Origin of the sequence: Tellurirhabdus bombi (assembly GCF_021484805.1) — a bacterium.
Lineage (GTDB): Bacteria > Bacteroidota > Bacteroidia > Cytophagales > Spirosomataceae > Tellurirhabdus > Tellurirhabdus bombi.
Window position 1 is genome coordinate 4,859,931 of sequence record NZ_CP090557.1, and the last position, 15,456, is coordinate 4,875,386.

A 15,456-nucleotide genomic window follows, 5' to 3' on the forward strand; every position below is an offset into this window, starting at 1 on the left:
CGGACAACGACCTGTTCGTGTACCCTTACTCCGGTGTTTCAGTTCTTTTCTTTAGCTACTTATCTGTCAACTGATTGACTACTTCAACCAAACGATCGAAGTTTAATGGTTTTACCAGCACATCGTTGAAGCCAGCAGATTTAAATTCTTCTTCTGTGTAATTCTTAGCATTGCCCGTGATGGCCACGATGGGCACATTGGCTTTTTTGCTATCTGGTAAGGCCCGTACACGACGAACGCACTCCATACCGTCCATAATGGGCATGTTAATGTCCAGAAGCAAAATGCTGAAATCTTCTTTGTCCAGAATCTGCAAAACCTGCTCACCGTTCTTTACAGAGGTGATGTCGTAGTTTTGGAATTCCAGAATTTTGCGGGCTAGGTTCTGAATAACAGAGCTATCTTCGGCAATTAGTACGCGTTTGGCTGACATGTCGGCTATCAGTAATGTTATGTAGGTCCGTCCCCATTTCCTTGGCTCGCTGGGAGCAACTCAATGGGTTTAGATTGTTTGAGCAGGTGAAATTAGTCACTATTCCAGAAAGACAAAAAAAACTTTGCTACTTACGCAGGAAGCTATTTAAAGGTACTCCTTATCAAAAAGACAATATCACAATTTATTCTTAAAAATTTAATATTAAATATTAACAATTTAGGGAAAGGATGTGTATATTTATTTTTTGGCACTGAATCGCAGGAAGTAATTCGCCCCTAGAAACCCAAGCCTCGTAACAACGACTCCGCCCGGTTTTCAGAAGAGAGAATTCATCAGCGCGAAGTCTAAAAAATCCTCTTGAACCTTCTTCTACGCGTTATGAAACTAACTGGACCAAACACTTACTTTGAGCTGGATATACTGGATTACGAGTATAACGACGCCAAGCATTTTCTGGATCGTAACTGGCTACACGTCAGCCTGAAAACCCGCTTCCAAAACCAGGAAAGCACAACAACGGCACCCCTCCTATCCACCTGGGAAGTTGAGATGCTCATCAAGTGGATGCGCTCCATTGCGAACCAGTGCAAATCCCTGACTAAATTGACCTTTACCGAACCTTGTCTGGGTTTTAGCGCCGTCACCACTGAACAGCCAACCCGTATTCTAAACATCAAACTGGACTGTGAAGCGACGCCGGACTGGTCAGACGGAGGCCCTTTTGTCCTTCCCGTCTCCCCTTGTCCCGAAGAATTAGAAATGGCCATTCACGATCTGGAAAATCAGCTCCAGCAATTTCCGGTTCGGGAGTAATTTTTTAAACGGACCCACCGGCACCGGTTGGCCGATGAGCCCGTTTCTTTCCGGCTACGACTTTTCGGTGGCCAGTAATTCGTTCAGGACGGGGCTATAATCCCTTAAAAACTCTTTGTACGTTTTTTCCAACTGGATCAGGTCTTCGGCCAGTGTATTCGTATCGTTGGTTTTCAGTTTTGCTTCCGCAATCCGCGCTACATCGGCAACACGGGTGACGCCAATCGTTCCTGCGCTTCCTTTGAGCGTATGTAGGTTACTTTTAACCGTTGCGATATCACCAATGGCAAAGGCATCCAGCGAACCTTGCACCAGCATCGTTGCTTCTTCCTGAAAATCTTCGTAAATCGACAGGACCAGGTCTGGGCCGCCCAACTGAGCTAACTGAGCAATTGTGTCCGCATCAATCATAGGAACCACCAGTTCCTGCACAAATTGCTGCTGGGCGGATCGAAGCTCGGCCGCTTCCCGGAATGTTTTTCCTGCCTCCGCAATTTCTTTGACTTTGGCAATCAGGCTTTGGGCCCGAATTGGCTTGGCAATGTAATCATCCAGCCCCTGGCTTAAAAAGCGGTCGCGGTCTTCGCGCATGGAGTAGGCCGTCATGGCTACAATGGGCGGCAATTCCTTCCCAAACTGCTCGCGCAATCGCTTCGTGGTTTCAACGCCATCCATATCCGGCATCTGAATATCCATAAAGACGACATCGTAGGCCATTCCCTGGACCGCCAGCGAAGCCGCCACCCGCTCGATGGCTTCCATACCACTGGAGGCGGTATCGACGCGACAGCCCGATTTTTTGAGAATTTCGCTGGCTACCTTCCGGTTCACGGCATTATCATCAACAAGCAGAATAGCTGGCTTATACGTCGAGAAAACGTTTTGCAGGGGCACATCCACTTCGTTCGCCATGTTGGCCGACGGGCTGATAGCCGTTTCTTTCACCTCAATGGTAAACCAGAACACACTGCCCTGGCCCGCCGCCGAGTCCACCCCAATGGAGCCTTTCATGAGCGCCGCCAGTTCTTTCGAAATGGCCAGGCCAAGCCCCGTTCCACCAAAAGATTTCCGCGAAGACGTATCTACCTGACTAAAAGAATTAAAGAGCAACCCTAAGTCTTCTTTCGCAATTCCAATCCCCGTATCCTGCACACTAAACTTGATGCGGTTGAACTTGCCCCGTTTTTCCTGCAACGATACATGGATGGTAACAGCACCGTTTTCGGTAAACTTGATCGCGTTTGAAGTTAAATTTGAGAGAATTTGCAAAAGCCGCGTCTGGTCGGCAATGACATACTGGGGCAGGTCAGGTCCGAGCTTGTAGATCAGTTTATTGCCTTTGGCATTTGCCTGCTGCCCAAATAAAGCGACCAGCTTATCCAGAATTTCCTGCAAAGGCAACGGTGCTTCGTGCAACTGCATTTTTCCGGCTTCGATTTTCGATAAGTCCAGAATATCGTTCAGAATATTAAGCAGTGTTTCCGACGAGCGTTTGATGGTCTGGACGTAATCTTTCTGCTCTTGATCCAGAGGTGTGTCATTTAGCAAATCAATCATACCGATAACGCCGTTCATGGGCGTGCGGATTTCGTGGCTCATGTTGGCCAGGAACCGCTCTTTTACCTTCAATGAACGCTCGGCATCTTCTTTGGCCAGCATCAACTCTTGTGCATTCCGCTTCAACTCGGTGATATCACGCGCCAGCGTTGCCACTTCCGTAACCCGCCCTCCGTTGTCTGAAAGGGTGAGCATGTTGAACATGAATTGCCGCTCCGTGCCGTCTTTCCGGCGAATGGTTGCTTCAAAATTCCGTAAACTTTTGTGCCGAATAACCCGTAGCAAAGCCCGCTTAACGTCGTGCTTGTCAACGTAGTTAATAATCGGCTGGCCCATTACTTCCTCGGGTCTATATCCGGTCCGTTTCAGAACCGACTGACTAATCATTGTGATCCGGCCATGACGGTCAACACGGCAGTAAATATCCTGCAGGTTAACAAAGATGCCTCGGAATTTTTCTTCACTTTCCCGCAGCTCCAGTTCTGTCCGCTTCCGCACCGTTATGTCCCGGGCAATTCCCGATACTTCCTCAATGATTCCACCCGACAGCAGGATCGGATTCAGGTTTACTTCCAGCCATATTTCCCCATCATTTCCATTGTGTCGACCGTTCTTTGAGCTGTCGAAATGAAGCTCCACGCTCTGCGGTAATCCCCTGAACGCCATGCGGTACCGCTCTTCTAGCAGTTTCCGGTTAGCGGTACCGATGAGTCGCCAGCCCAGCTTTTCCGTCGTGATATTGAGTTGCGGAACTTCACCCAAACGCGTTTCAATGAGCCGGGAATAATTTCGGTTAAAAGAGGTGAGCTGGTAGCTTTTGTTTACCGACCAGATCAAGTGCGAACTGCTATCGAAAATGGCATTCAGACGGGCCGTTTGCTTACCCAGTGCCGCTTCGTCCTGCTTCCGGGCGATGGCCAGTGCCACCTGTCCCGAGATAAATTCCAGCAGTTCAAGATCGCGGGTGTTGTAAGCCGTTACGTTGTCGTAGGACTTAACGCCAATAATTCCCGTAATCCGGTCGCCAATCCGCAGCGGTGCGCAGAGCATTACTTTTGGAATCTGCCCGTATAAATAGATGTTGTGCGTATCGGCCAGCTTCTGAATATCCTGCTCATACAGAAACAGAGGTCTGTTTTCACGGATGGTATATTCCGTTAATCCATTGCCAAGCCGACGCTTCGTAAAGCGCACATTTCCCCGGAAATATTCGTCAACGTAGTAGGGAAAATAAAGGTAACTTTTGCCCTGGTCATACAACGCGATGAAAAAATTCTGAGCGTCGATGATATTAGCCAGTTCGTCGTGAATTTTCTGGTAAAGGTCGTCGAGATCAGGGGTGTTGAGGGTCCAGTTGGCGATGCTATAATACAGTTTCTGCGCTTTTTCGGCCCGAATCCGACTCGTAATATTGTGTAAAATACACCGAAAGACGGTCGGTTTTCCTTGGTCATAGCGACAGTTGACTGAGCCCGACAGAAAAATAACTTTACCGCTTTTGCTTCGAAAAACCGTCTCGAAATAAGGAAATTTTTCGCCCGCCTGCACGCGCTTGAGCCGCTGCAAGGTGCTTTCGGCAAAATCCGGGTGCAGGACGTCGGTTAACGTCAACGAAGCAATTTCCTCCGAACTGTATCCTAAAACTTCACGCCAGGCGCGGTTAACAAACACAAATTTGCCATCCAACGTCACCAGTTGAATCAGGTCACTGGTATTATCCACCAAATCCTGAAGTTGGGCGTTGGAGTAAGACAGCGCCGAGGCTACACGCTTTTTGTTGGTCACGTCCTCCGCAATGAGCGTAAATGACGCAATAACACCGGCCACATTATTGATAATGAAGGAGTTCAAGTGGACATGCCGCAGCGCACCACTTTTAGCCAGCAGGTTCATTTCCTTTTGTTCCAGCAAGCCCCCCCGTTCAATGGCTTCATCAAAGTCCTGCTCGATTTGAAGCCGTTCACTGTCTGGAATAAACGTTTCAAAGAAGTTTGTCCCAACGATGTCTTCCTTCGACCAGCCCGTAATGCGCAGGGTATATTGATTGGCAAACGTAACGGTACCGTCCCGCTCGATGGTTAACCCAATCAAATTCAGTTGGTCAACTGTTTTTCGGACATCAAACAAAGGCAAGTTCTGCGCCCGGGCTGACTCATCCAGCGTATTCAAAATATCAAGTTCTTTACTTAGTCGCCGAATTTCGGTGACTAGTTCTTCCTTTGTTTTAGCAGACCAGCGCACGTTTTCTAATTTTCAATTTAATATGAGTTCAACGAGTAAGTAAAAAACCCAGCTTTGCAACCCAGCCTTTCCAACGATTCACTTACTCATTGATGCATCTAGTGAAGATACAAAAAATAGCCTGAATCGAATAAAAATTTGCTTTTTCAGGGTTAAGTAACCGTTTTCAGCGATTCCTTTTATTGGAAGCTGCGTTTAAAATCCAGGAATAGTTTCGTAATTTAGTCTTGCGTAAAACCCTCCGTGATGCTTAAAATTGTACCTATTTTCTCTATTCTTTTATTGATTTGTACCTCCTGCGAGCCTTTTAATCTGGAGAAAAAAGAGTTTGCAACCTGTACAAAACCGACGGCCAAAATCGGCCAAAATGCGTTTCGTCTGCAAGTTGAATTTTTCGTGGAAGATCCGCAGGGCGACATTGGCGCCGTTGGCTGGGACCTAGGCGATGGGCAACGCAAAATTGGCAATCGCTTCACCTACATCTATACTAAACCTGGCACATACACCGTCAATCTTACGCTGGCCAATCAGTGCAACGATACCTTCACAACCACCCGTACCATAACCGTAACCAATTAATTGCTAGGATGAAACACTTTTTCTGGCCACTCTTTTTATCGTTGCTTTTACTTCAATCTTCCAGTTGGGCGCAGGTACAGGTAAGCAATGTTCGCGTTCAACCAATTGACGATACCTCGCTGGAAATTCTATACGATATCACCGGAGCTTCCCCAACGGACTCGGTTTATTTTGCTGTAAAACAGCGCAATGGCAGCATACTTTATCCCCGCCGAAAAGCGGTTTCCGGTGACTATGGCAAGGGCATAACGGACGGAACCAATCGGCGTATACGCTGGAATATTTTTGCGGAAGGCTTTGAACTGACCGATGAGATTCAGGTGACCGTTCATGCCTGGACCAGCCGCCTGAAACGCCCCGGCGGACCGGGTTATGCTCTTTTATCGGCACTTGCTCCCGGCATTGGAAATATTTTTGTCCAAAACCCAAGCCCCAAAATAGGCGTGCGGCCTTTACTGACTGTTGCGACTTATGGCCTCATAATTTACGGCATCAACCAGCACCGGGATTCCCGGAAAGAATACGATTTGTACCTCGATCAAAAAAATACTACGGATGCGCAACCGTATTACGAACGAGCGAATAAGGCGCATCAGCGGTATTACATCGCCACTCGGCTCGCAGCCGTCATTTGGGCCTCCGATGTAGTAGCCACTTTTCTGAAAGGGGCGCGTAACCAACGGCAAAACCGAGCGCTGGCCGTGCGAATGGATTATCAGATTGGTCAGCCCGTAGCCGTTGTTCGGTATACGTTTTAAGTATAATGATTATGCGTTTTATAGTGCTTATTTTCCTTCTAGCAGGATATCAATCAGGTTTTGCACAACGCAAAGGCGCTGCCTCCTCCGCCAGTAGCGCCTGGACACGCATTCGAACGGCCAAGCCACCTGCTGCGCCAATCAGTCCAAAAGCTGATTTTAGCTTTACAGATACCTTTAGAGATAATCAGAATCAGTGGAAATCCGGCGATGTTGGCGCCTACGCGTATGAGGTTGGGGGCAATAGTTACCAATTCCGTAGACGCACGAACACCATGCAACCCGCTCTGAGCTACATTCCACTGCCCACGGCCATTAGTCTGAATCTGGCTAAAACGTTCGTTATTCAAGTAGATGTTTTCACTGACCCCGGCGTTGTTCCGGATGCTGGCTTACTGCTTGGTGTCAAAGATTCGCTTAACTATACGCAGTTCATGCTGACCAGTCGCCGGGAAGTTATTATTAAAGCGCTCATTAACAACACAACTTACGCCAACTACATGCCTGGTCAGAGCATCGACATGGGTGGTTTTATTCAGTCGGGTCACAACAGGCTTCGGCTCGAGAAGCGGGAAGAGCGCCTGCATTTTTACATCAACGGCAAAGAAGTAGAGAGTAGTCCGTATCCTTTCCGCCCTTTTTCAGGAGATGGAATTGGCTTTATTTCCTCGGGTGTCTGGACTGCCTTTCGGAACTTGTCGGTTATTGTAACTCCGAATCGGTAACAGTTAAACTTCCTCCGAAGCGGGTATGTCCTCTTCCCGGAATGCTTCGTCTTCGGTCTCCTCCTTTTTTGGCTTTGATTTTTTAGTCGGACGCTTCTTCTTGGTCGCTTTTTTTTCGGTAGGGGTTTGCTTCTGGACTTCCTCGGTCTTCTGGGACTTTTTGACAGGTTGCTCCGACTCCGGTTCGTAATAAATTACCCAGATCGTCAGGGCCAGCATTAGAATAGCGAGTAAAATCCCCCAAAAGCCCGACCAATCTCTCAGGCGGGAGTGAGAAACCTCTACCGCAGCCACACCAAGCCGATTCCCGTTGGCGTCGTTCAGCGTATACGTATTGCTTTTGTTCGGCACCACCATTCGGCTGCCTTCCGGCGGCAGGTTTTGCCCAACACCCACTATCGTTACGGCGGTTGCGTTGGCTACTTTCCAATGTAATCGGACGGTTTCGCCCTGCCGAATCTCCGACGGAACCGCCTTAAAATCCTGCAAGACAGGCCCTAACGGCAAGGACGGTTTTGGCGCGGCTTCGCTTTCGTTTGTTTCTTTTTCCCACCAGCTTAAGTGCCGCCAATCGGTTGACAGTAACTTTTCTTTCAAGCTAGCTCCTTTTGGAGGTTTTACGGAAGCATAAAAATGCTCGGATAAGTAAGCCAGAATTTCCCGGGCCAACCCCTGCTCGTCGTAATCAATGGCTTTGAACAGGAAGCGTAGATTCTGCGCCGGAATATGCCGATCATAATCATCCAGAATCTCTTTAATTTTCCGACGAACTTTCTCAGTCGACTCGCTCGTGCTGACTGGCGTAACCGGCGTAGCTACGGGTGTGGCTACCGTTGCCGGAGCGGGCGGCGTAATGGCGGGAACCGGGGCCGACTGGGGTAAATCAGCCAGAATATCTGGAATCCACTTTTCCGTCATGAAGGCCCGGGACATCTGTATTCGTTCTCCTTCTTCAGTCAGGCGGCGAATGTCCTGCGGCGATAGCTGGTTTTGCTGGCTGGTAGCTAACTCGATGACGCGCTCTTTTAGATCAAGAATACGGCCAAAATCTGGCTGCACGCTGTAGCTTACCTGATGAACCAGTCGCGCAAAGGCGTCAGCTGACAAGCCCAACTGAGTCGCTTCGGTCGTTAAGCCTTTTTTCTGCCACTCCCAATCAGCTACATCGCCCTCATGTAGAATTATTTCTTCCTTAACCCGTTCCCGTAATTCTTCCAGCGTCATAATTGCAAATATAACAGGCTGGCTTGTCGATCTACTGATGTATCGACATAGGAATCATAAAATTTCTTAGCGCGTAGACTTTAAAACTTATTACTGAAAATTAATCTGCGCTTTTTCGGTAATTACCCACTTTTCTCCCTGCAAAACCAACCGCCCTGGCTGTGTGGTTACGATGCGGCTACCGGGCCGAGGCTGCGTCAGATAAGTACAGGTATCGTTCAGATACGAATAAGGGTCTGACAAGGCCAGCCGCTGTAGTTCGGGATTATCGCTCACCCGAAACACGGCTAACACGTCGCTATGGCGGGCGATTTCAAACACAGTATCCCGATCAGGTGATGGCGAGAGACCCCGCGTGCTAAATCCATCGCCTAAGTCAGCCGTCCGACCATACAACGTTGCCAACTGCCGGGGCTGGGCTGGTGCTTGTGTTGGGGCCGATACGGGCGCAGGCACAGGTTCCTGACGAGGTTGTGGTGGCGTTGGTGGTGCCGCCTGCGGTTGAGGGTTTTCAGCCGTGTCCAGCGGAACCGCGTGGGTTGGGTAAGCGGATGGCGGTGGATTCACCGACACAGTTGGTGGAGCTGGCGCGGGCTTAGGAACGCTGTGGGGCATCTGCTCCAAAACATTTGGCTGCGGATTCCAGGTTGACGCCGAAGCTGCCTGTTCAACACCCTGCAAGCGTTTCACTTCTGTTTGCAATGCCCGAACTTGCCGCTCCAAATCCCTGATCGACGACGTATGATCCACGGATGGTGCGTTAAAGCTTGGCGCTGGAACGCCCTGCCGCCGACCGCGTAGGTACAGATAGATACCAAACAACAGGCTGATTACCGCCAGAATAAGCGCCACTATATCGTACGGAAAAGTTGATTCGTTTGTCATGGTTTCTTGGGGGGGAACAGCATCTCTCGATTGTAAACTATCAGCATTATAAGCAGATGAATCCGCGCCGACTTCATCCGCCGGAAGCGGGCCTATACCGGCCTCCTGGTAACTTCCAGCAGGTTCTGAGGCCGCCGCAGCCTGCGCTACTGGGGCCGCTTCAATCTGATTCAACTGCTGCGTGAAGGTAGCGTAGGCAGGCAACTGAGCGCGGTAAGCCCGATTTCGGTTTTGAATTATCTCCTTCTGAATGTATTTCTGTAAATCATTCAGAATTAACTTCGTAGCCTGCCGATTCAGTGCTTTTTTCTTCCGGTAAGAGGCCAGTAAATCTACTTTGCTTTTCTGAACGCGTCCTACCAAGCCGTCAGCACCTTCCAGCCTGTTGGCCGAAATGAAAGCCCGTAATTGCGCCTCTGTCTGACAATCGGCGCATTTGGTCTGCCGGGCGTTGGGAAATGTTTGCCGGTCCGTTGCCAAAAACTCAACGGTGGCCTTCAACATTTGCAACGTCCCTCCATTGACCGCGCTAACAACCTCTTCACTGGACTGAGCCGATGCTGGCTGCGCCAGCATCAATCCATAAACCAGAACAACTATACCCCAATTGCGATATCTCATAAGCTACCCAATAAATAATCGCTATGATTCGGCAATATGCTTTGAAAGTTCGTACAATGCATTTTTTAGCGGTAGGAAAAAGAACGTTTCCGACAGTCGCTCGTTGGCATTCTGTTCCAACCCGACCCGAGCCAGCATGTAACTATCGAATAGGCGACCGCCCCGCGTTACGTCAGAACCCAGGAGAAATTCGAGGTATTTTTCCGGCGTTGTGATGTTGTACTCACTCAGGAAATAGGCAATGTCCCGGTCTTGCAGTGTCTTTTTCAGGAAAGTCTCGACATTGTGCAGCACCGACTCATGGAACTCATTCTGGGTCCGGGTTTCGCCAATCTCTGTTCGTTTAAATTCCAGCGTGGTTGGTTTATCGGGTTCATTTCCCCAATAAGCCGTGGTTTCCCGCCGCTCATACGGGGTTCGGTCCGTGCTTTCCTGCGCAAATAAAACGGCGCCGTTAGCTGTCGTTTCTTTTGGATTCGGGGTCAGTAACACCCGGAAATCACTTGGCACAGGCAGGTTTGAATACGCTTTGAACAAAAGCCGGGTAAACTCATTAAGCCTTGATTCTGAGCACATCAACCGCAGGTACTGGCTACCACGACCCGTAAAAGTCAGGAAGCGCGGCAACGTCAGACCGTGGTGTTCAATGAGCTGCACCAGGTGGTAAACAATCGCGCTGTAATGCAGGTAGAGCACCAACCGAAGCGTCGGGCGACCATCCTGAATCGACTGAACAAACTTGAAATGATCGTTGTATTTGAACAGCAAACTAACGATGTCTTCCGCCGTTAATTCCTGCTTGGCCCGGAAGGTTTCCAGAATGTTGTCCTCCCGCGTCGGCACCTGGTTGAGCGAGCGACGATACTGCCAGTAATTTTTCAGGAAGCCGTTGTCTTTGCTGTGCGACGGATGCCCGTACTGGTCCAGCCCACCGCCCCAGATGTCGTAGCCAGCAAACCGGAAAGACGTATTTAAGTACCGATTCTGCTGCTTCATGAACATCATGATGTCCGTTGTGCCACCGCCAATATCCACGTTCACCGTGTCAGCAAAGGCCATCACGCCGTTTCGAACCAGATAAAAATAAGGCGCCAGCGATTCTGGTATGGGGTTTGGCTCAAAGTTCCGCGTCGTTTGAAACACTGACTGGACAGCCTTTCTAAACTCATCTTCCAGCTTTTCCAGGTTGACAGCCCGCATGCTTGATGGAGCCAGCCAGACAATTTTAGCCTTCTGAATATCGCCCTGATTCAGCAGAATTTTATTCCGAATCATCAGCATCAGGGTTTCAAAGAAAGCCCTTACGCGGGGGCGGTTCAGCGAATCTCCCGGCTGGTTTTCGAACAGCCACTTCAGGTTGGTGATGTAGTGGTTAACACCCGTATCGCCTTCTTCCAGGTCAATATTGAACCCTAAATTGACTTTGGTGAACAGGTTGTCGCCACTGTCGGAGAAGCCACTTTTCTCGTAAACGGTGGTCCGCAGCGGAAACGAGAAGGGAGAGCCAAACTCTTTACCAATGATAGGCGGCATAAATTCCCGACGGATGTGCGATTCCATCTGGATCAGTTGCCCGAAGCTCACCCGCTTTTCGTACTTGTCGTACATGGATTTCACTTCGTAACCCGTGTAGGGCTTGTTCAGCGACACCATCTGCAACTCGTCCTGGTTCAGCACAATTTTCTGATCGCTGATGGTCAGTGCCTGCGGTTCGATGCTCCCCGGACCGGCTTCCATGTAGGCAATGTGCGTGTTGGATGTACCAAAGTCAATCCCAAATGTAAACGCTTTGTAACCGGGCTGGCTTATCACCGTAAACTTAGGCACCACCAAACCCCGGTACGGAATTCCATTTCGTTCGAGCCGCAGTTCGATCAGGTCAAATGCCTGGGGCACTTTGTAATAATACGTACCTACAAAAGGCGATGCTTTTGGCGAGCGGCCCTCCGGCGTTGGTACAATAATGGGTTTGTTATGAATGATGTTGGCGTATTCAAAAAAGCTCACCGAGTCAGGGCGGAAATTGCACTGCGGATCACTTTCGTCGGCCAGCATCACCGTATATTGGTTCAGACTCTGCCAGTAAGGATCGGGCACCGTGGTGCGGTAGAACGGGAAAAAGGCCATTCCCGACCGGAAATCCAACACCGTTTCGGGCTTCGACAAATCGTATTCTTTCCGAAATTCCACAAACCGATTGTTCCGAATCGGAACCCGCAATGTCGCCGTGATAACCCGTCCCATCCCGCGAACATCTTCCCGCATGGTGAGGTACTGCTGCAAATCTTCCGGACGGAAAAAATTAAAATACTCTTTCCGAATGGGCAGCATAAACTCACTGTCACCACTCATGCCGGTCATGAATCGGTCGTTATTGACCACAAACGGCAGACGGATCAGAAAATCTTCCAGAAAATCGTCGGTAGTTACGAACGGATAACGCACGTTGTCGACGCCCGGCAAAAACCGCTCGACCAGCAAAGGAGTCAGCGAGGTTTTAAATACCACCGTTTGCGGATTCCAGTTGGTGCTTTTGACGTAACGACCGGGTATATCCATACGGGAAGCCAACACCAGCGGACGCCGCATGTTGGTAGAGGCCCCAGCGCGTGCTTCCTGCTGGTAATAGAAAACCGTTGGCTGAATGACGAAATCGCTGTTCGTTTCAATGTCTTCCAGCACGTCGGCTTCGCGTACTTTGTAGAGCATCAACCCGGGCATAACCTGTAGGGTCGAATTGCCTTCGCCGCCGGTCTGGATGGGCTCGAAGCTTTCCAGCGTTGTCCCTCCCGCAATGGGCAGATTGGTTTGGCTATCGAAGAAAACGCGGTATAAATATTCTTTGAAGCCCCCCGACAGTAGAGAACTACCATATTGGTCGTAGAGCCGTCGCAGGTAGGTCACAAAAGCCTCGTCGCGCTCCGAAAGCGGAACGTATTCGTTCTGGAACAGAATTCGGCCCGTCGTACTTTTTGGCGGATCAATGTATTTGCTCTGCCGTTCCTGTTCCCAGTTTGGCGACGTAAATACGAGTGTCAGCGGCGACGTACTACCCAGAAGCGCCCCTTTGTAATAAATCAGGGTAAATTGCTGAATCCCCGTCAATTCGTTCCGCATATCCAGTTCCAGCGCTTTGGCCAGAATCTGGTGCGGATGCCGACCCGCCGTCGTGCCCCCGTTATTGCGCTGGTTCAACGCCCCCAAACGTTCCGCCCGATTCCATACCCGGTACGTCAGATCGTTGCTGTTACCCGCCTGAAAAAGCAGTTCCAGCATATCCAGACAGTGCGATACCAGCACATGATAGAGGGAAAGCTCGCGGGGAATCAGGTTATTTTTCACCATCCGAAACGCCGTATCGAACAAATACAGGCGGGCAAACGGCGACGGAATAGAGGTTCCGGCCTTGGCTGCCACCGCCGCACTCATGGTTCCCGAAAGCGTATCCGGAATGTGTTCAATGCGGTTACCAACCAGACCACTGTGAGAACCCGTCCAACCCTGGTGGTTCTGCTGGCTAACGTTGGGGTCGTTATCAATACGAAGGATATGCGCCATATGTATGTATCTGCGAACTTAATTCGCTTAACGTCAATGAATAAATAGAATTTTCACGAACAAGCGGAGGCTAAACATCCGTTAATTCGCGGTTCAATGCACCGAGTTTATCGCGGCATTTCTCCGCCATGTCAATCAGCAGTTGCATGAAGCGCTGCTCTGTTTGCGGAAAGGAGCCTTGCAGGTTATGTTCAATCCGACCCGCCTGTTCGCGGAGGAAACGGTCGCTTATGCCCTTATCGAAAAAGCTGGTTTCGATGCGTTTGGCCCGCACTACTGAATTGAATTCAGCGCCCAGGTCAAAGGGGTGGAAACTGCGGTCATTCTCCGCCATTTCGCGCAACCACTCTTTATAATGGTGGCCCAGGAAGTTCCGTAATGCCTGGTAGAATGTGCTGGTATTCAGGTTTTGCGGCAACGCCAGATTTTTCGCAAACGCTTCTCCCAAGTTCGCCGGGACAAAATCGGTAAATAACTTCGTTGCGTAGGTAAACCGAATCAAGGGCTCCAGCACGCCGTGGTAGGTTGAATCGTGAAAATGAGGCAAATCCAGACGCCGGTCGTTGCGTTTAAGGCCGTATTCGTAGAAGCGCTTGTTTTCCGTAAAATCGTCGTTGTGTTTGCTGGCAAAATGCAGAATCGATTCCGCCGCCAGCAGTTCCACCACGTGGGCGTTGTTCAACTGCTGCGAGCCGCCTTCTACGTTCGGGTAAAGCTTGCTGCCCGGTTTATCACCAATATAATATAAGGCGTCGAGGTCAATCTGGTTCTGGTAGTAAGACAGCGCCGCTTTGGTTTTCGACAGGAAGCGGTTCTGATCAATCGAACTCTGGGTATTTTCTTCCAGCGCGAAATAAGGCATCACCGTCACGGCCCCTTTACGGGCATTGCGGATGTGCATTTTCTGGCTGGGATGCTGCAACAGCTTCACCAGTTGCGGAAAGCCCGATGAACCCGTTCCGCCAAAAATAGAACTGATGATAAAGACCCGATCCGTTTCATTGTTGAACGCCCCCGTGAAGTATTTGTAAACCGCCGAATCCTCTAGCGAGTTAAACACCACACTTCCGATATTGGGATTTCCTTTGAAGCCAACCGACAGATTCAGCTTTAGCTCCGTACTGGTTGGCTTGGCCGAGTTGTCGTAAAATAGTTTCAGAAACTCGCGGTCAATTTCTTCCATGCTACTGACCTGCAAAAACTCCTCGAAAGTTCCCTGGTGCTCGGTCAGTTTAGGCAATACCGAATCGCCGATTCGTTCCTGCGCATTTTCGGCCTGTAGGGTGCCGAGCGGTTGCAGCGGCGTGGCAAAAAACGTCCGTCGTTCCGTCTGCGTACCCTGGCTGGCTGCCGTATCTTTGTAGGCAATGCGTCGGATGGTTCGGTATTGTTCCACCAATCGCAATGCCCGTTCGGTATCGCCGTTCTGCATGTCCATGTCCAGCAGAATCGGAATAATGGTTAAATCGGCGGGGGCTTTCGCGCCAGCCGCCAGCAACATTGTCAGCGAACGCAGCACCCGAGCACCCGTTCCCCCTATACCGAAAAGAAATAATTTCATAAGCTTTGATTCCCTCAGCCCGGCTCCTGCATATGAAGCCGAGGCGTCTTGAGATTCTTTTTTAGTTCTTTAATAACAGCACCTTTCGCCCCTATCCCAACATTTATCTAGCGCCTAAAATCAAAACGGAGTCCGTTTGGCAAAGATGGAAAACCGCTTCAGAATGACGGAAAATGCGAAAAAGAAAATAAGGGCGTACAACGCATTTACGGCGCCAAATCCCTGCATGTACCCATCTGTTTCGTCGGCTCCCGTCCGGTCCAGCGCAAACCAGAGTGCATAGCCAAACCCAAAAATACCCACGGCAATCAGCGTAATGACCCAATGCACAATGTTATCGAAAACCGGCTTCCAGCGCCCCAGCAAGACATAAAACACCGCCGCCACGACGAGCGCCAGCATCAACGTCATGAATCCAACGGGACCAAAAATTTCTTCACTATAAATGGGGTCGTTATTCTGGCCTAAAATCAATTCATACAGGGAAGTAAACATGCG

At 49.9% G+C, this 15,456-nt stretch carries 11 protein-coding genes; 4 read left to right on the top strand and 7 right to left on the bottom strand.

Features of this window, described 5'->3' with window-relative positions:
* Positions 1-55: 55 nt before the first annotated feature.
* Positions 56-433 (bottom strand): response regulator, encoded by a 378-nt coding sequence (locus tag L0Y31_RS20640; RefSeq protein WP_234734978.1) that lies wholly within the window; start codon positions 431-433, stop codon positions 56-58.
* Positions 434-814: 381 nt separating this feature from the next.
* On the opposite strand from L0Y31_RS20640, the gene L0Y31_RS20645 reads away from it, so the two are divergent.
* On the top strand, positions 815-1,249 hold the full coding sequence (locus L0Y31_RS20645; RefSeq protein ID WP_234734979.1) for a WapI family immunity protein: 435 nt from the start codon (positions 815-817) through the stop codon (positions 1,247-1,249).
* A gap of 54 nt (positions 1,250-1,303) precedes the next feature.
* Here L0Y31_RS20645 and L0Y31_RS20650 read toward each other — a convergent pair whose 3' ends face one another.
* Entirely contained in the window at positions 1,304-5,047 is a 3,744-nt protein-coding gene (locus tag L0Y31_RS20650; protein WP_234734980.1) for a PAS domain S-box protein, read from the bottom strand.
* A gap of 246 nt (positions 5,048-5,293) precedes the next feature.
* On the opposite strand from L0Y31_RS20650, the gene L0Y31_RS20655 reads away from it, so the two are divergent.
* Genes L0Y31_RS20655 through L0Y31_RS20665 form a run of 3 tightly spaced genes read left to right on the top strand, consistent with a single transcriptional unit; the run spans position 5,294 to position 7,109 of the window.
* Entirely contained in the window at positions 5,294-5,626 is a 333-nt protein-coding gene (locus L0Y31_RS20655; RefSeq protein ID WP_234734981.1) for a PKD domain-containing protein, read from the top strand.
* A gap of 8 nt (positions 5,627-5,634) precedes the next feature.
* On the top strand, positions 5,635-6,384 hold the full coding sequence (locus tag L0Y31_RS20660; RefSeq protein ID WP_234734982.1) for a hypothetical protein: 750 nt from the start codon (positions 5,635-5,637) through the stop codon (positions 6,382-6,384).
* An 11-nt stretch (positions 6,385-6,395) separates the two neighbouring features.
* A complete protein-coding gene (locus tag L0Y31_RS20665) occupies positions 6,396-7,109 on the top strand; it encodes a hypothetical protein (RefSeq protein ID WP_234734983.1) in 714 nt (237 codons plus the stop codon).
* Positions 7,110-7,112: 3 nt separating this feature from the next.
* Here the strand turns inward: L0Y31_RS20665 and L0Y31_RS20670 are convergent, their stop codons facing one another.
* The 5 genes from L0Y31_RS20670 to L0Y31_RS20690 form a co-directional block, all read right to left on the bottom strand.
* Entirely contained in the window at positions 7,113-8,333 is a 1,221-nt protein-coding gene (locus L0Y31_RS20670) for a hypothetical protein (protein ID WP_234734984.1), read from the bottom strand.
* Positions 8,334-8,423: 90 nt separating this feature from the next.
* Complete coding sequence (locus tag L0Y31_RS20675) at positions 8,424-9,839, bottom strand: hypothetical protein (protein ID WP_234734985.1); 1,416 nt, start codon at positions 9,837-9,839, stop codon at positions 8,424-8,426.
* A gap of 21 nt (positions 9,840-9,860) precedes the next feature.
* Entirely contained in the window at positions 9,861-13,397 is a 3,537-nt protein-coding gene (locus tag L0Y31_RS20680) for a hypothetical protein (protein ID WP_234734986.1), read from the bottom strand.
* Between the two features lie 70 nt (positions 13,398-13,467).
* Positions 13,468-14,958 (bottom strand): tubulin-like doman-containing protein, encoded by a 1,491-nt coding sequence (locus L0Y31_RS20685; RefSeq protein WP_234734987.1) that lies wholly within the window; start codon positions 14,956-14,958, stop codon positions 13,468-13,470.
* Between the two features lie 120 nt (positions 14,959-15,078).
* Complete coding sequence (locus L0Y31_RS20690) at positions 15,079-15,453, bottom strand: hypothetical protein (RefSeq protein WP_234734988.1); 375 nt, start codon at positions 15,451-15,453, stop codon at positions 15,079-15,081.
* Positions 15,454-15,456 lie beyond the last annotated feature (3 nt).